Source organism: Amycolatopsis sp. WGS_07 (assembly GCF_045278895.1).
Taxonomy (GTDB): Bacteria; Actinomycetota; Actinomycetes; order Mycobacteriales; family Pseudonocardiaceae; genus Amycolatopsis.
Genome location: NZ_CP136053.1, coordinates 9,143,822 through 9,160,707, shown reverse-complemented (window position 1 = coordinate 9,160,707; position 16,886 = coordinate 9,143,822). Strand labels below are relative to the sequence as shown.

At 69.7% G+C, this 16,886-nt stretch carries 15 protein-coding genes; 12 read left to right on the top strand and 3 right to left on the bottom strand.

The features are described from left to right. Positions 1-28: 28 nt before the first annotated feature. The 3 genes from RPX00_RS43040 to RPX00_RS43030 are packed head-to-tail and all read left to right on the top strand — an operon-like array spanning position 29 to position 3,173. Positions 29-1,207: an acyl-CoA dehydrogenase family protein gene (locus RPX00_RS43040; protein WP_406634488.1), complete on the top strand. Its 1,179-nt coding sequence runs from the start codon at positions 29-31 to the stop codon at positions 1,205-1,207. Next, positions 1,204-2,004 carry an SDR family oxidoreductase gene (locus RPX00_RS43035; protein WP_406634486.1) on the top strand — a complete coding sequence of 267 codons (801 nt, stop codon included), beginning with the start codon at positions 1,204-1,206 and terminating at the stop codon, positions 2,002-2,004. Before RPX00_RS43040 ends, RPX00_RS43035 begins: the two co-directional genes overlap by 4 nt. A gap of 17 nt (positions 2,005-2,021) precedes the next feature. Next, positions 2,022-3,173, top strand: a complete 1,152-nt coding sequence (locus tag RPX00_RS43030; RefSeq protein ID WP_406634484.1) for an acetyl-CoA C-acetyltransferase — start codon at positions 2,022-2,024, stop codon at positions 3,171-3,173. Positions 3,174-3,353: 180 nt separating this feature from the next. On the opposite strand, the gene RPX00_RS43025 is transcribed toward RPX00_RS43030, so the two are convergent. Next, positions 3,354-4,412: an NAD(P)H-dependent flavin oxidoreductase gene (locus RPX00_RS43025; protein ID WP_406634482.1), complete on the bottom strand. Its 1,059-nt coding sequence runs from the start codon at positions 4,410-4,412 to the stop codon at positions 3,354-3,356. Between the two features lie 18 nt (positions 4,413-4,430). Continuing rightward, complete coding sequence (locus RPX00_RS43020) at positions 4,431-5,189, bottom strand: enoyl-CoA hydratase family protein (RefSeq protein ID WP_406634480.1); 759 nt, start codon at positions 5,187-5,189, stop codon at positions 4,431-4,433. A 93-nt stretch (positions 5,190-5,282) separates the two neighbouring features. On the opposite strand from RPX00_RS43020, the gene RPX00_RS43015 reads away from it, so the two are divergent. Genes RPX00_RS43015 through RPX00_RS43005 form a run of 3 tightly spaced genes read left to right on the top strand, consistent with a single transcriptional unit; the run spans position 5,283 to position 7,886 of the window. Then, entirely contained in the window at positions 5,283-6,191 is a 909-nt protein-coding gene (locus tag RPX00_RS43015) for an SDR family oxidoreductase (protein ID WP_406634478.1), read from the top strand. Continuing rightward, positions 6,188-6,973, top strand: a complete 786-nt coding sequence (locus RPX00_RS43010) for a MaoC/PaaZ C-terminal domain-containing protein (protein WP_406634476.1) — start codon at positions 6,188-6,190, stop codon at positions 6,971-6,973. Before RPX00_RS43015 ends, RPX00_RS43010 begins: the two co-directional genes overlap by 4 nt. A gap of 10 nt (positions 6,974-6,983) precedes the next feature. Continuing rightward, on the top strand, positions 6,984-7,886 hold the full coding sequence (locus RPX00_RS43005) for an NAD-dependent epimerase/dehydratase family protein (RefSeq protein WP_406634474.1): 903 nt from the start codon (positions 6,984-6,986) through the stop codon (positions 7,884-7,886). 7 nt (positions 7,887-7,893) lie between these two features. On the opposite strand, the gene RPX00_RS43000 is transcribed toward RPX00_RS43005, so the two are convergent. Further along, complete coding sequence (locus RPX00_RS43000; protein WP_406634471.1) at positions 7,894-8,811, bottom strand: 3-oxoacyl-ACP reductase; 918 nt, start codon at positions 8,809-8,811, stop codon at positions 7,894-7,896. 559 nt (positions 8,812-9,370) lie between these two features. Between RPX00_RS43000 and RPX00_RS42995 the strand changes: the two genes are divergently transcribed. Genes RPX00_RS42995 through RPX00_RS42970 form a run of 6 tightly spaced genes read left to right on the top strand, consistent with a single transcriptional unit; the run spans position 9,371 to position 16,885 of the window. After that, a complete protein-coding gene (locus RPX00_RS42995; protein ID WP_406634469.1) occupies positions 9,371-10,507 on the top strand; it encodes a steroid 3-ketoacyl-CoA thiolase in 1,137 nt (378 codons plus the stop codon). A gap of 3 nt (positions 10,508-10,510) precedes the next feature. Beyond that, complete coding sequence (locus RPX00_RS42990; protein ID WP_406634467.1) at positions 10,511-12,574, top strand: acyl-CoA dehydrogenase family protein; 2,064 nt, start codon at positions 10,511-10,513, stop codon at positions 12,572-12,574. Positions 12,575-12,595: 21 nt separating this feature from the next. After that, the gene (locus RPX00_RS42985; RefSeq protein WP_406634466.1) at positions 12,596-13,795 is read left to right on the top strand and encodes an acyl-CoA dehydrogenase family protein; all 1,200 of its coding nucleotides are present in this window, start codon (positions 12,596-12,598) and stop codon (positions 13,793-13,795) included. Position 13,796: 1 nt separating this feature from the next. Then, complete coding sequence (locus RPX00_RS42980) at positions 13,797-14,900, top strand: acyl-CoA dehydrogenase family protein (protein WP_406634464.1); 1,104 nt, start codon at positions 13,797-13,799, stop codon at positions 14,898-14,900. Positions 14,901-14,909: 9 nt separating this feature from the next. Then, positions 14,910-15,761 (top strand): MaoC/PaaZ C-terminal domain-containing protein, encoded by an 852-nt coding sequence (locus RPX00_RS42975; protein ID WP_406634462.1) that lies wholly within the window; start codon positions 14,910-14,912, stop codon positions 15,759-15,761. Then, entirely contained in the window at positions 15,761-16,885 is a 1,125-nt protein-coding gene (locus RPX00_RS42970) for a steroid 3-ketoacyl-CoA thiolase (RefSeq protein WP_406634460.1), read from the top strand. The genes RPX00_RS42975 and RPX00_RS42970 overlap by 1 nt, the downstream gene beginning before the upstream one ends. Position 16,886 lies beyond the last annotated feature (1 nt).

The following is a 16,886-nucleotide window of genomic DNA, read 5'->3' as shown; positions in this document are numbered from 1 at the left end:
ACCGGGCACCGGCGAACCAGGAGGACGGGTGGATCTTCGCTACACCCCCGAGGACGAGCAGTTCCGCGCGGACGTGCGCGAGTGGCTCGGCGACCACCTCGCGGGCGAGTTCGCCGCGCTGAAGGGCCTCGGCGGCTCCGGACGCGAGCACGAGGCGCCGCAGGAGCGGCAGGCGTGGAACCAGCACCTGGCCGCGCACGGGTGGACATGCCTCGGCTGGCCGGTCGAGCACGGCGGCCGCGGGCTGAGCCTGTTGCGGCAGGTGATCTTCCACGAGGAGTACGCCCGGTCCAACGCGCCGGCGCGGGTCAACCACCTCGGCGAGGAACTGCTCGGGCCCACGTTGATCGCGCACGGCACGGACGAGCAGCGGCGGCGGTTCCTCCCGGGGATCGTCGGGGTCACCGAACTGTGGTGCCAGGGGTATTCCGAGCCCGGCGCGGGGTCTGACCTGGCCGGGGTGCGGACGCGCGCCCGGCTGGAGGGCGGCGAGTGGGTGATCGACGGGCAGAAGATCTGGACGTCGCTCGCTCAGCACGCGCAGTGGTGTTTCGCGGTGGTGCGGACCGAGGCCGGGTCCCGGCGGCATGCCGGGCTGTCGTATTTGCTGGTGCCGATGGATCAGGCCGGGGTGGAGGTGCGGCCGATCCGGCAGTTGACCGGGACCAGCGAGTTCAACGAGGTCTTCTTCGACGGGGCGCGGACTGCTGAGTCGCTGGTGGTCGGAGCCCCCGGCGACGGCTGGCGGGTCGCGATGGCGACGCTCGGGTTCGAGCGCGGGGTTTCAACGATCGGGCAGCAGGTCGGGTTTGCCCGGGAGCTTTCCGGAATTGTCGCTACCGCCAAGGCGAACGGGCGTTATGACGATCCGGTGCTGCGCGATCGGCTCGCTCAGGCTGCGGTGGGGCTTGAGGTGTTGCGGGCGCATGCGTTGCGGACGTTGAGCGCTTACGAGGCCGGGTCGCAAGGGCCGGAGGCTTCGGTGTCGAAGCTGTTGTGGGCGCGGTGGCATCGGGAGCTGGGGGAGCTGGCGATGGACGTGCGCGGAGGGTCTGCGCTGACCGCTGCCGGGTCTTATGATCTCGACGCGCAGCAGACGCTTTTCCTGTTTAGCCGGGCCGACACGATTTACGGCGGGTCGGACGAGATTCAGCGGAACATCATTGCCGAGCGGGTGCTTGGCTTGCCTAAGGAGCCGCGACTGTGAGCGTTAAACCGGAACAGCCCGCGCCGGATTACGTGCCGGGGCACGGGTTGCTCGCCGAGCGCGTGGTCGTCGTGACCGCGGCGGCGGGCGCGGGGATCGGGGCGGCGGTCGCCCGGCGGTGCCTGGAGGAAGGCGCGCGGGCGGTCGTCATCGGGGACACCCACGAGCGGCGGCTCGGCGAGGCGGCTGCCAAGCTGGGCGCGGAGTTCGGTGCGGAGCGGGTCGTGTCGGTGGTGTGCGACGTGACCAAGGAGGAGCAGGTCGCGGCGCTGCTGGACGCTGCTGAGCCGTTCGGCGGGGTCGAGGTCATGGTGAACAACGCCGGTCTCGGGGGCACGGCTTCGATCACTGAGATGACTGACGAGCAGTGGTCCTTGGTGCTGGATGTGACCCTTACCGGGACGTTCCGGTGTATTCGGGCGGCTTCTCGGCGGATGATCGCGCGCGGTGCTCGCGGGGTGATCGTCAACAATGCCTCGGTGATCGGGTGGCGGGCGCAGGAAGGGCAGGCGCATTACGCTGCCGCCAAGGCTGGGGTGATGGCCTTGACGCGGTCCGCGGCGATGGATCTGGCTGCTTCGGGGATTCGGGTCAATGCGGTGTCGCCCAGTCTGGCGATGCACCCGTTCCTGGAGAAGGTCACGACTGCTGAGCTGCTGACCGAACTGAAGGGGCGCGAGGCGTTCGGGCGGGCTGCGGAGCCTTGGGAAGTCGCGAACGTGATGGTGTTTCTCGCTAGTGCTTATTCGTCTTATCTCACCGGTGAAGTCGTCTCGGTGAGCAGTCAGCATCCCTGATCCGGCTGGAGGATTTCGTGCCTGAGGCATATGTGGTCGACGCGGTTCGCACTCCGGTTGGGCGTCGTGGCGGGTCGCTCGCCGGGATGCATTCGGCGGATCTGGGGGCGCATGCGATCAATGCGCTAATTCAGCGGACTGGGATTGATCCCGGGGCTGTCGATGATGTCGTGTTCGGTTGTTGCGACACGATCGGGTCGCAGGCTGGGGATGTCGCGCGGACGGCTTGGCTGGTGGCTGGGTTGCCGGACCATGTGCCTGGGGTGACTATCGATCGGCAGTGCGGGTCTAGTCAGCAGGCGGTGCACTTCGCGGCGCAGGGGGTCATGTCGGGGACGGCGGATCTCATTGTGGCCGGGGGTGTGCAGAATATGTCGGCTATTCCGATTTCTTCGGCGATGGTGGTGGGGCAGCAGTTCGGGTTCAGTACGCCGTTCGCGGAGTCGCCTGGGTGGCAGGCTCGGTATGGGGATCAGGAGGTTTCCCAGTTTCGGTCTGCTCGGATGATTGCGGAGAAGTGGGCGCTTTCTCGGTCTTCTCTGGAGGAGTTCGCGTTCGAGAGTCATCGGCGGGCGTTGGCGGCTATTGATGCTGGGCGGTTCGTTCGGGAGATTTCGCCGGTGGGTTCGTTCTCGGTGGATGAGGGGCCTCGGCGGGATACTTCTTTGGAGAAGATGGCTGGGTTGAAGCCGTTGGAGGAGGGGAGTCCGCTCACTGCTGCGGTGGCTTCGCAGATCAGTGACGGGGCTGGGGCTTTGTTGATGGCTTCGGAGCGGGCGATTTCGGAGTATGGGTTGACGCCTCGGGCTCGGGTGCATCACATCAGTGTGTATGGGGCGGATCCGGTGTGGATGTTGACTGCGCCTATTCCGGCTACTCAGCGGGCGTTGGAGAAGGCTGGGATGTCGGTGGGGGATATTGATGTGTTTGAGTGCAATGAGGCGTTTGCGCCGGTGGTGTTGGCTTGGATGCGGGAGATCGGGGTGCCTTGGGAGAAGGTCAATGTGAATGGCGGGGGGATTGCGTTGGGGCATCCTATTGGGGCTACTGGGGTTCGGTTGATGACTACCTTGCTGCATGAGCTGGAGCGGAGTGGGGGGCGGTTTGGGTTGCAGGTGATGTGTGAGGGTGGGGGGCAGGCTAATGTGACTGTTCTGGAGCGGGTGTAGGGGTGGCTCGTCGCCTGGCGGCGACATTGCGCCTGGGTTGTTGCGTGGGGCACCCCGAATTTTCAGTGTGACTACGGCGCGGGGGTGCTTGTCAAGGCGGGAAAGATGCCTTGACAAGCACCCCCGCGCCGTGTTTTGGCTTCGTATCGGGGTTGGGGGAGGGCTGGGTGTCTCGCTGGGTTAGGTGAGTAAGGTTCCGGTGGCTTTGAGGCGGTCTTCTGCGCTGTTTACGATTCTGGTTACTAGTTCTGCGCAGCTTGGTAGGTCTTCGATTACGCCTACTACCTGGCCTGCTGCCAGCATGCCTGCTCGGGTGTCGCCTTCTACCAGGCCTGCTTTGAGTAGCATGGGGGTGTTGGCTGCCAGCATTGTTTGGGTCCAGGAGCGGTCGCTGCCGCGTTTCATGCGTAGGCCGTCGTTGATCAGGGAAGGCCAAGACTGGCCGCTTAGGCGTTTGTAGTCCTTGGTGCGGCGTAGGGTTCGGGCCAGTCGTTGGATTACGCCTTCTTTGGTTAGGCCCTCGATGAAAGGTGTGCGCAGCAGGCGGTGGGGCATGCCGTCTGCCTTGGTGGTGACTACTGTGCCGTCTAGGCCGAAGCCTAGGTACGTGCGTTTGATTTCGTCTGGTACTGCGCTGTCGCTCGTTAACAGGAAGCGCGTGCCCATGCCGATTCCGGCTGCACCGTAAGACAATGCGGCTGCTAGGCCTCGGCCGTCGAAGAAGCCTCCGGCGGCTACTACTGGGATGTCTACTGCGTCCAGTACCGACGGGAGCAGCAGGGTGGTCGCGGTCGGGCCGGTGTGGCCGCCGCCTTCGCCGCCTTGCATCATCACCAGGTCCGCGCCCCAGGAGGCGACTTTTTCGGCGTGTCGGGCGGCGCCGACGGTGGGCATTACTACCAGGCCGTGGTCTTTCAGGCGGGCGATGAGGTCCTTTTTCGGGGCCAAGGCGAAGGAGGCTACTTTGACGCCGTGCTGGATGAGCAAGTCGGCGCGTTCTTGGGCGTCGCCTGCGTCTGCGCGGAGGTTGACGCCGAAGGGGTTGTCCGTGCGCTGCTTGACTTCCTTGATGGCGTGGTCCAGCTCGTCGTACGTCATCGTCGCCGAGGCCAGGATGCCCAGGGCGCCGGCGTTGGCGGTCGCGGAGACCAGGCGCGGGCCGGCTACCCAGCCCATGCCGGTTTGCACGATCGGGTGGGTGACGCCGGTCAGTTCGGTGAGCGGGGTGCGGAGGGGCACGGGGGTCTCCGGAGGGGGTCAGTCGTTCAGCGGGCGGCCGGTGGCGACGAAGGCGTCGCGGTGTTCGTCGGCGGCTCCGATGAGGTTGAGTTCGAAGGTGTAGCCCTGTTCGTAACGGTAGCTGCGGTTGACGTCGATCGGGTCGATGCCGTTCAGTGCGGCTTTCGCGGCCCGGATGACGCGCGGGTCCTTCGCGGCTACCTCGGCGGCCAGCGCGAGCGCGGCGTCGTGCAGGTCGGCTGCGGGGACGGTTTCCAGGACCGAACCGTGCTGGACCAGGTCGTTCGCCGCGATGGTGCGGCTGGTGAAGTAGAGGGTGCGCATCAGGTGCTGGGGGACCAGGCGCGCGAGGTGGGTGGCCGCGCCCAGTGCGCCGCGGTCTACCTCGGGCACACCGAAGTACGCGTCGTCGGCGGCGATGATCGTGTCGCAGTTGCCGACCAGGCCGACGCCGCCGCCGAGGCAGAAGCCGTTCACCGCGGCGATCACCGGCACGGCGCATTCGTAGATCGCCTTGAATGCCAGGTAACAGCCGCGGTTCGCGCCGACCAGGGCGTCGAAACCGGTGGTGCGCTGCATTTCCTTGATGTCGACCCCGGCGTTGAAGCCCCGGCCCTCGGCGCGGAGCAGGACGACGTGCACCGCCGGGTCCTCGCCCGCGTCGCGCACGGTTTCGGCGAGGCGGAACCATCCGGCGACCGGCAAAGCGTTCACCGGCGGGTAGTCCATGGTGACCACGAAGGTGCCGTTGTCGTGGAGCTGCGTGGAAATCGTCACGTGCGTTCCTAACCTAGCGATTGCTTGGTAGCCTAACACTTGCTTGGTTTACGGGGAACCGCCTCGCCGGACTGGTTGACGAACGGAGAAGATGTGAGCGGGATCTTGGAGGGCCGGGTCGCGATCGTGACCGGCGCCGGCCGCGGACTCGGCCGCGAGCACGCGCTGGAACTCGCCCGCCAGGGGGCGCGGGTCGTGGTCAACGACCTCGGCACGACGGGCGCGGGCGAAGGGGCGTCGGACGGTCCGGCGGGCGAAGTGGTCGAAGCGATCCATGCGCTGGGCGGCAAAGCGGTGGCCAACGGCGCGGACGTCGCGGACTTCGCGGCGACGGAAGCGTTGGTGCGGCAGGCGGTCGAGGAGTTCGGCGGGCTGGACATCGTCGTGAACAACGCCGGCTTCGTGCGCGACCGGATGATCGTGACCACCAGCGAACAGGAGTGGGACGCGGTCGTCGCGGTGCACCTCAAGGGGCATTTCGCGTTGATGCACCACGCCGGAGGCTACTGGCGCGCGGAGTCGAAAGCCGGGCGCACGCGGGCGGCGCGGATCATCAACACCACGTCCGGCGCGGGTCTGCAGGGCAGCGTCGGCCAGGGCAGCTACAGCGCGGCCAAGGCCGGGATCGCGGCGTTGACGCTGGTCGGAGCGTCGGAACTGGGCCGCTACGGAGTCACGGTGAACGCGCTTGCCCCGGCTGCGCGCACCCGGATGACCGAGGGGCCGTTCGCGGACAAGATGGCCGCGCCGGAGGACGGGTTCGACGTGATGCACCCGGGCAACGTGTCGCCGATCGTCGCGTGGCTCGCCAGCGAGGACGCCGCGGACGTCACCGGCCGCGTGATCGAGGTCGAGGGCGGCCGGATCTGCGTGGAAAACGGCTGGAGCCACGGCCCGTCCCGCGAGCTGGACCGGCGCTGGACCGCCGGCGAGGTCGGCCCGGCGGTGCGCGCGCTGTTGAGCGAAGCGCCCACGCCCGAACCGGTTTACGGGGCACAGTGAGCAGCCCGGAGGACTGGAAAGGCCGCGTGCTCGGCGAGCGCACTGTCGCCTACACCGACCGGGATCCGATCCTCTACGCCCTCGCCATCGGTGCCCGGCCGGACGAACTTGACCTGGTGTTCGAGGACCGGCTTCGGGTGCTGCCGCCGTTCGCGCTGACGCTCGCCCAATGGGCTCCGGACGTCCTCGGCTCGGCCGGGGCGTTCGAGGTCGGCAACGCGGTGCACGGTTCGCAACGACTGGAAGTCCTGAAGCCGCTGCCGCCCGCGGGTGAGATTTCGATGCGGGCGCGGGTGCCGGAAGTGTGGGACAAAGGCAGTGCGGCGGTATATGACGTGGCCGTCGAATCGGACTACTTTGTCGCTACGTGGTCGTTGTTCTGCCCCGGTATCGGCGGCTTCGGCGGCGAACGGGGTCCCGGCCGTCCGCCCGCATTGGACAGTCCGGAGTGGACTGCTCCGTTGTCCACTGCGGACAATCAGGCCCTGCTCTACCGGTTGCTGGGGGACCGGCACCACATTCACGTCGACCCGGCGGCAGCGGCCGGAATCGGCCAGCCCCGGCCGATTCTGCACGGTCTGGCCACCCTCGGCGCGGGCGCGCTGGTCGCCGCGCGTCAACTCGGCGCGCACCCGGCGGACCTGACGTCGCTGGAGGGTCGGTTCGCCGCGCCGGTGTTTCCCGGCGAGGAATTGCGGGTCGAAGGCTGGTCCGACGGCGGCCTGCGGATCACGTCGGAACGCGGCCCGGTGGTCGACGGCGGACGAGTCCACTTCGGATAGAGGAATGCGCATGAAGGTCTTGGTCATCGGCGGCACCGGCATGATCGGCGCGAACACCGCCGTGCACCTGAGCCGCTCCGGGCACGCCGTGACGGTCGCCGGACGGCACGAACCCGACGCCGATTCGCCGGTGGCCGGGCTGCCGGTGCTGCTCGGCGACTACGCCCACGACGGCTTCGACGAGGCCGCGCTGGCCCCGTTCGAGGCGATCGTTTTCGCGGCGGGGCAAGACATCCGGCACGTCTCCGGCTGGGGCGACGAGGAATTCTGGCGCACGTATCAGATCGACGGCGTGACCGCGATCGCGGCGCGGGCGAAACGCGCTGGTGTCGGCCGTTTCGTGCAGATCGGCAGTTACTACCACCAGGTCCGGCCGGATCTCGCGGAAACGAACCCGTACGTGAACGCCCGCCGCCTTGCCGACGAAGGCGCGCGGGCCCTCGCCGGGGACGGGTTCGCGGTGTGCACGCTGAACCCGCCGTCGATCGTCGGGATGGCCCCCGGCCGGTCGACGCGGCAGTTCGCGAAAATGCTGGCCTGGGCTGACGGCGAGCTGGTCGGGAAGGTGCCGGACTTCGCGCCGGCCGGTGGCACGAACTACCTGTCCGTGCGAAGCCTGGCCGAGGCGGTCGAAGGCGCGCTGCTGCGCGGGGAATCCGGTGCGGCTTACCTGGTGGGCGACGAAAACCTCAGCTTCCGGGACTACTTCCAGCTGGTTTTCGACGTCTCCGGCTCCGGCCGGACCCTGGCGGAACGCGACGAGGAGCACCCGTTCCTGCCCGACCGCGTGCTCGTCCCCGGCCGGGGCGCGACGATCTCGTATGAACCGGACGCCCGCGAGACGGAGCTGCTGGGCTACCGCCGCCGGGACGTCCGGCCGATGCTGGAGGAGATGGCCGCGGCGGTGCGGTGAGGCGGGGTCACGACGTTTCGGTGTCGTCGAGGGCCACGATGTCGGTGGCCGCAAACGTTTTCCGCGGGTCTCGGCCGGCGAAGTACGGCGTGATCGTGCGTTCCAGCTCGGCCGGGTCGAACGCGCCTTGGCCGGACACGAACCGGTGCTCGACCGTCGGCGGGGCGAGCAGCGCGACCATGTCTCCGTACACCACGAACACCTGCCCGTTCACCGCCTCCGCCGCCGGTGACGCCAGGTACGCGACGAAGGCCGCGACTCGCTCCGGGGCGAGGATGTCCAGGCCGCCCGCGGCGCGTCCGGTGGTGAAGATGCCGTCCGTCATCGCGGTCCGGGCGCGGGGGCAGATCGCGTTCGCGCGGACGCCGTAGCGGCTCAGACCCCGTGCGCAGGACAGCGTCAGCGCGGCGATCCCGGCTTTGGCCGCGGCGTAGTTCGGCTGGCCCGCGCCGCCGAGGAGGAAGGCCTCCGACGACGTGTTGACCAGGCGTCCGTAGGTAGGTTGACCAGTGCTTTTGCTGATCTGCCGCCAATGGCGCGCCGCCGCGCGGGACAGGGCCGCGTGGCCCTTCAGATGGACTCGGATGACGTCGTCCCAGGCCTTCTCGTCGAGGTTGAAGAGCATGGCGTCGCGGGTGATGCCGGCGTTGTTGACGACGACGTCGAGCGATCCGAAGTGCTCGGTCGCCGCGGTGACGAGGTCTTCGGCGTACTGCCAGTCGCCGATGTCGCCCGGTACGGCCAGTGCCCGGCCGCCTTGGGCTTCGATCTCGGCGGCCACCTTGTCCCCGGCCTCGCTGACGTCGTTGACGACGACGTTCGCCCCCGCCGCGGCGAGCGCGAGCGCTTCGGCCCGGCCGAGCCCGGCTCCGGCGCCGGTGACGATCGCGGTGCGGCCGGACAGGGCGGTGCTGGGGTGGGACACGGGGCCTCCAATGCCGGGACGGGGGTGCGGTCATGGTGCCGCTGGCGGGCTCCGCGCCGGGCGGTCGCTCCCGGTGAGTGGCATCGGCGGCCCGGGGCGGGGAGGAGTGCCGCAGGGTGGCTGGGTGAGTCGTGCGAGGCACTGTGCTGCGGGCCGGGCCGTGCGAGGTGCCGGGGTGGCTGGCCGCGCGGGGCAGTGCATCGGATGGCCGGGCCATGCGGGGCGGGGCTGGGCCGACAGCCGCGCGAGGGCGAGGTGCCGGGTGGCCAGGCCGTGCGAGGCGAGGTGCCGGGGTGGCCAGCCGCGCGGGGCAGTGCATCGGATGGCCGGGCCATGCGGGGGCGGGGCTGGGCAGGCAACCGCGCGAGGGCAACGTGCCGGGCGACCAGCCCGCGCGAGGCAGCCGAACCACCGCCGCCCAGCACTCCGCCGGAGGGCCACTCCCGCTCACCAGTACGCACGCTTGTCCCGCCCACCAGCCCGGAGCTAACCTCCAACCAAACGCTTGCTCGATTACCCGCAAAGGGCCGGTACGACCCGGCGAGAAGGAGATCCGGGCTTGAAAGACACCACGCCAGTCCTCGTCGACGCGGTCCGCACGCCGTTCGGCAAGCGCGACGGCTGGGTTTCCGCGCTGCACGCCGTCGAGCTGCTCAGCCGGGTCCAGCGCGGCGTCCTCGATCGCACCGGGTTTGACCCGCACGCGGTCGACCAGGTGATCGGCGGGTGTGTCACGCCGCTGGGCGAGCAGTACGGCCACGTCGTCCGCACCGCCTGGCTCTACGGCGGGCTTCCGGCCGCGACCGGAGCCACCACGATCGACGCCCAGTGCAGCACCTCGATGCAGGCGTCGTTCCTGCTCACCGGCCAGATCGCGAACGGAACGGCCGACGCGGGCGTCGCGTGCGGCGTCGAGTTGATGTCTCGCGTGCCGCTCACTCCGAAACAGGGGACCGGCGCAGGCACGCCGAGGCCGGCCGATTGGTCCCTGGACACTCCCGACCAGTACACCGCCGCGGACCGCATCGCTCGCAAGCGCGGGCTGAGCCGGGCGGACCTCGACGCGTTCGGCCTCCGTTCCCAGCATAACGCGCGAAAGGCTTGGGACGCAGGGCTTTTCGACCGTCAGGTGCTCCCGCTGGAGCTGCCGGACGGCGAATCGGTGACCCGCGACCAAGGCCTCCGCGAGACCTCGACGGAAGCGCTCGCCGGTCTCCGCCCCACCGTTCCCGACGGCTTGCACACGGCGGGCACCTCGTCGCAGGTCTCCGACGGTGCGAGTGCGGCGCTGTTCCTGTCCCGCAGCCGCGCCGAGGAGCTGGGGCTGCGTCCGCGGGCGCGGCTGCTCGGGCAGTGCGTCATCGGCGGCGACCTGGAGTACCTCCTCGACGGGCCGGTCGCTGCGGCACAGAAACTCCTCGACCGCACCGGCCTAACCGTCAGTGACATCGATCTTTTCGAGGTCAACGAGGCGTTCGCCGCGGTCCCGCTGTCGTTCGCGCGGGCGCACGACATTCCGGAGGACAAGCTCAACGTCCTTGGCGGCGCGATCGCGCTCGGTCATCCGGCAGGTGCGACGGGGATCCGTCTCCTCGCGACGGCCGTCGAGGAACTCGAACGCCGCGACGCCAGTCTCGCGATGATCGCGATCTGCGCCGCGGCCGCCACCAGCTGCGTGCTCGTCGAACGGATCTGACCGATGCCCATCGCCCTGTCCGAGGAACACCGTGACCTGGCCGAATCCGCCGCCGGATGGGCCGCCCGCTACGCGCCGAGCGCCGAACCAGAGGAGTTCTGGAAAGCCCTGACCACGCAGGGCTGGCACTCGCTGCACCTGCCGGAATCCGCCGGTGGACAGGGCGCTGGGCTGCTCGAACTCGCCGTGGTGACCGAGCAGTTCGGCCGTCACCTCGTGCCCGGTCCGTTCCTGCCGACCGTCACCGCCAGTGCCGTTCTCGCCGCGGCCGAACCCGCGGAAGCGTTGACCGTGTTCGCTGCCGGTGCCACGGGAGCGGTTGTGCTCGACGGTCTGAACGCGACCGAAACCGCTGACGGCTGGCGGATCGACGGCACCAGCGCTCCGGCGCTCGGCCTCGCGGAGGCGGAACTCGCGGTGGTCCGCGCCCAAGACGTTTGGTTCGTGCTGCGCCCGGAGCCTGGCCAGCTGGTCGCCGTCGAGGCCGTTGACCTCACCAGGTCCGCAGCGCGGCTCAGACTGGAGAACTTCCTGGTATCCCGGGAAAATCTCCTCGAGATCAGCGCCGAAAAAGCGGAGCTGGCCCTCGCGGTACCGGCGGCGGCCGAGGCGGCGGGGCTGTGCGGCTGGGCCCTGGACTGCGCCGTCGACCACGTCCGCACTCGCGTCCAGTTCGGCCGTCCGATCGGTTCCTTCCAAGCCGTCCAGCACCGAGCGGCGGGGATTCTCCTGCAGCGCGAGATCGCCACGGCCGCCGCCTGGGACGCGGCGCGCGCCGAACGGCATTCCCCGGCGCAGCAAGCGCTTGCTGCCGCGCAGGCCCGGCATGCCGCGCTGCCTGCCGCCGTGGACGCGTGCGTCAGCTGCGTCCGTCTCCTCGGCGCGATCGGCTTCACCTGGGAACACGACGCGCACCGCTACTGGCGGCGTGCCGTCGCGCTGTCCGGTTCCCTCGGCCGCTTCACCGCCCGGACCCTCGGCGAACGCGCCGTGCCCCGCGGCCTGACCCTCGCCAGCCCGGACGACTGTCCCGAACTGCGCCGTCAGGTCGCTTCCGTCCTCGACCAGGCGGACGAGCGCTTGCTCGCCGACGCCGGTCTGGCCGCCCCGCACTACCCAAAGCCGTACGGGCTAGACGCCGGGCCGCTCGAACAAGCGGTCATCGCGGAGGAGTTCGATAGGCGCGGTATTCCCCAGCCCACCACGGTGATCGGCGAATGGGTCCTGCCGACCCTGCTCACGCACGGCTCCCCGGAGCAGCGCGAGCGGTTCGTGATGCCGACCTTGCGCGGCGACATCCGCTGGTGCCAGCTGTTCAGCGAACCGGGCGCGGGCTCGGACCTCGCCTCGCTCAGCACCCGCGCGACCAAAGTGGACGGTGGCTGGCGGATCTCCGGACAGAAGGTCTGGACGTCGCTGGCCCACGAGGCGCACTGGGGCGTCTGCCTCGCCCGGACCGATCCGGACGCGCCGCGCCACCGGGGAATCTCGTACTTCCTCGTCGATCTGGCCGCCGAGGGCGTCACCGTCCGGCCGATCAGGCAGGCCACCGGGCGGGCGGAGTTCAACGAGGTCTTCCTGGACGACGTGTTCGTCCCGGACCGCGATCTGGTCGGCGAGCCGAACAGCGGCTGGCGGCTCGCCACGACCACGCTGGCCAACGAGCGGCACAACATGGGCTCGACGCTCGCGCACGGTTCGTCGGACCGGATCCGCCAGCTGCTCCGCGACGATCCGGCGCTGGCCGGCGACCCGGAGGCGCTGGCCGCGCTCGGCCGGTGCGTGTCGCGGGAACTCACGCTCGCCACCCTCGGTCTCCGCGCCGCGCTCGCCCGGCTCGCCGGGCTGGACCTCGGGGCCGAGGTCAGCGTGCAGAAGGTGTTCAGCGCGCTCGCCCAGCAGGAGGGTTCGCGCGAGCTGATCGCCCTGCTCGGCCCCGATGCGGCGAGCGCGGAGGACGGGCACGTCCTCGACCATCTCGGCCTGCCCGCGGTGCTGTTCGGCGGCGGCACCGTGGAAATCCAGCTCAACGTCATCGCCCAGCGGGTCCTCGGCCTGCCCCGCTGACCCCCGACCACGAGGAGAGACATGCATCCGGAGCTGTCGGAGCGCTCGCGAACGCTCCGCGCCGAGCTGCGCGCGTACTTCGCCCGCATCATCGACGAGGACGACCGCCGCGCGCTGGTCGAGCAGACCGAGGGCGGCCCGGTGTTCGACCGGATCCTGCGCCGGATGGGCGCGGACGGCTGGCTCGGCCTCGGCTGGCCGGAGGAGTACGGCGGCCGCGGCGAGGACCCGGAAGCGCTCTTCGTGTTCTACGACGAGGTATTGCGCGCTGGTGCCCCGCTGTCGCTGGTCACCCTGAACACGGTCGCCCCCGCGTTGATGCACCACGGCACCGAGGAGCAGAAGAAGTTCTTCCTGCCGCCGATCCTGCGCGGCGAGCTGATGTTCGCCATCGGCTACACCGAACCCGGCGCGGGCACCGACCTGGCGTCGCTGCAGACCCGGGCCAGGATCGACGACGATTCGCTCGTCATCAACGGCAACAAGATCTTCACCAGCGCCGGGATCTTCGCCGACTGGATCTGGCTGGCCGTGCGGACCGATCCGGACGCACCGCCGCACCGCGGTATCTCGGTCGTGCTCGTGCCGACTGACACCCCGGGGTTCTCCGCCACCGAAATCCATACCCTGGGCGGAATCAGCACCTCCGCGACGTACTATGAGGACGTCCGAATTCCACTGTCCAATGTGGTTGGCGAGTTGAACAACGGCTGGCGGCTGATCACCAGCCAGCTCAACCACGAACGTGTCGCCCTCGCCGCCCGCGGCGGCATCGCGAACCAGATGTACGACGCGGTCCTGAAGTGGGCGCAGGAGGAACCTTTCGGCCCGGGCACGGTGTATGACCTGCCGTGGGTCCGGCACACCCTGGCCGAGGTGTACGCGCTGCTCAGCGCCACCGATCTGATCAACCTGCGCCTGGTCGCCGACGTCGCCGCGGGCACGCTTGGCGGCGGGGATTCCGCTGCTGCCAAGGTGTTCGGCACCGAAGCAGTGGTCACCGCGTACAGTCGGCTCCAGGAAGTCCTCGGCGCGCGCGGCCTGCTGCGGCCCGATTCGCCCGGCGCGGCGGTGAACGGACGCGTCGAGACGCTCGCCCGGCGCGCGCAGAACAACACCTTCGGCGGCGGCACCAACGAGGTGCTGCGCGAGATCGTCGCCGCGAAGACTCTCGGCATGACGCTGTCCGCTCGCCGCCGTCCGGAAAAGGCCAGGAGCTGACATGGATTTCGACCTCAACGACGACCTGAAAGCGGTCCGCGAGCTGGCCGCCAAGATCTTCGCCGACCGCGCGACCGTCGACCGGGTGGTGGCTGTCGAGAAGCAGGGCGGCTTCGACGCCGACCTCTGGCGAGTGCTCGCCGAAGCGGATCTCCTTGGCATCTGCCTGTCCGAAAGGGACGGTGGGGCCGGGCTGGGCATGACCGGAATGGCGGTGCTGCTGGAAGAACTGGGTCGCCAGGTCGCGCCGGTTCCCTTGTGGAACGTCTTGGCGGGCGGCGTGCTGCCGGTCGAGCAGTTCGGCAGCGAGGACCAGCGGAACCGGATCCTGCCGCGTGTGCTGGATGGTTCGACGCTGCTGGTCGGCGCGTTCGACGATGCGGTCTCGGTGACCGCGACTCGACGCGGCGACGAACTCGAACTCGCCGGTGAGGTGGTCCCAGTGCCCGCCGGGACTCAGGCTGACCTGGTTCTGGTGCCGGTAAAGGAAGGCGAGCAGGTCCACTTAGTACTCGTCCCCACCGTCAACCTCAGCGTGACGCCGGTTGAGGTCACCAGCCGCGAAAGCCATGCGTCAATCGTCTTCAACGGCGTGGTAACCACGGAGCAGGACATCCTGGTGTCCGGCGAGGACGCTCTGCAGTGGACACTCCGGCGGCTCCGGGTCGCGCTGGCGGCGGTCAGCGTCGGCGTGTGCTCCCAGGCGTTGTCGACCACCGCGAAGTACACCTCGGAGCGAGTCCAATTCGGACGTCCACTGTCGACAAATCAAGCTGTCGCTCTGCGAGCCGCCGACGCGTACCTGGACACCGAGGCGATCCGCGTCTGCACGCAACGTGCCGCCTGGCTGATGGACGAGGGCCGCGAGGACGAAGCGGAGATCGCCGCAGTGGTCGCCAAGTGGTGGGCATCGCGCGGCGGCCTGCGGGTCGTACACGCCACTCAGCATCTGCACGGCGGCATCGGCGCGGACGTCGACTACCCGATCCACCGCTACTTCCTCTGGGGTCGCCAGCTCGCCTTCACCCTCGGCACCGCCGACGCACTCGCCGCCGAACTCGGGGACCGGCTGCCGGCCGCGCCCCCGATCGGCGCACCGGCCTAGGAGACCACAGTGCCCATCGATGTCGACAAGGCGCTCAACGCCCCGCCGCACACCCGACAGCTCGCCTGGACCACTCGGGACGTGCTGCTGTACCACCTTTCCCTCGGCTCCGGCACCGCGCTCCAGTACGGCTACGAGCGGGACCTCGAAGTCCTGCCCACCTTCGCTCTCGTTGCCGGGCAAGGCATTTCCGCCGGGGACAGCCCAGCAGAAGGACTAACGCTGCCGGGAGTGGACGTAGAGCTGGCGAGGCTGCTGCACGCCGGACAGGTCGTGACGCTCCACCGGGACCGGCTCCCGACGTCCGGCACGGCGGAACGAGCCACCCGGATCACGGACGTCCAGGACAAGGGCAAGGCCGCCGTCATCGTGCTTACCCACGAGGTCGCGGACGCCGACGGTCCACTCTGGACGTCCACAATGTCCATCTGGGCCCGCGGCGAAGGCGGCTTCGGGGGAGACCCGGGCAGCGCGGCCAATCCGAAGCCGGAGGGCGACCCGACGCACGTCCTCGACGTCGCCACCACCCCCGACCAGGCCCTGCTCTACCGGTTGAACGGGGACCTCAACCCGCTCCACGCCGACCCGGAGTTCGCCGCCGCAGCAGGATTCGACGCCCCGATCCTGCACGGCCTCGCGTCCTACGGCCTGGTCGCGAAGGCCATTGTGGACCACTTCCTCGATGGCCACCCAGCGCGGCTCCGGGAACTGGGCGCACGCTTCGCCGGCCCGGTCATCCCAGGCGAAACCCTGCGGATTTCGTTGTGGCAGCAGGAAGACGGCTTCTCGCTGCGGGCGGCCTGCGGCGACCGGGCGGTCCTCACCGACGCCTGGGCCCGCACGACTTCAGGAGGCGCATGATGGGCACCCCGGTCCTGGTGGACGCGATCCGGACCCCGTTCGGGAAGCGGCGCGGAGCGCTGTCCGGAATTCACGCCGTCGAACTGCTCGGCTACGTGCAACGCGGGATCGTCGAGCGCACCGGCGTCGACCCGGCGCTGATCACGGACGTGGTCGCCGGCTGCGTCACGCAGGCTGGGGAGCAGTCGGGCAACGCCGGTCGCTTCGCCTGGCTGCACGCCGGGCTCCCGGAGGAAACCGCGACCACCACCATCGACGCGCAATGCGGCTCCGCGCAGCAGGCCGTGCACCTGATCGCCGCGCAGATCGCGGCCGGGCTGGTGGACGTCGGCGTGGCGTGCGGGGTCGAGTCGATGAGCCGGGTGCCGCTGCTGAGCAACCTCGGCGACGCGGGACGGCCGCGGCCGGAGTCGTGGCAGGTCGACCTCCCCGCCCAGTACGAGGCCGCCGACCGGATCGCGGCCCGGCGCGGGCTGACCCGCGCGGACCTGGACGCGTTCGGCCTCCGCTCGCAGCAACGCGCTCGCCGCGCCTGGGACGAGGGCCGGTTCGGCCGGTCGATCCTGCCGGTCCCGCTCGACGGCGGCCAGCCGTTCGATCGCGACCAGGGCCTGCGCGACACCAGCACCGAGGCCCTCGCCGGGCTGGCCCCGATCGAGGAGGGCGGCCTGCACACGGCGGGCACGGCGTCCCAGATCTCCGACGGCGCGTCGGCCGCGCTGCTGGTGGACGCCGACCAGACCTTCGGGCTGCGGCCGCGGGCAAGGCTGGTCGCGCAGACCATCGTCGGCGCCGAACCGAAGTACCTGCTGGACGGGCCGATCCGCGCCGCCGAACGCGTGCTCGGCCGGGCCGGAATGTCCATTGCGGACATCGATCTGTTCGAGGTCAACGAGGCGTTCGCGTCGGTCCCGCTGTCCTTCGCCCGCACGCTCGGCGTCGACGAGGACCGGCTCAACGTCAACGGCGGCGCGATCGCGATCGGCCATCCGGTCGGCGCGACCGGGATCCGGCTGCTCGCGGAGATCGTCGACGAACTGGAGCGGCGTGACCAAACGCTTGGCCTGGTCGCGATCTGCGCCGGGGGCGCGCAGGCGACCGCGGCGATCGTGGAACGGCTCTGAG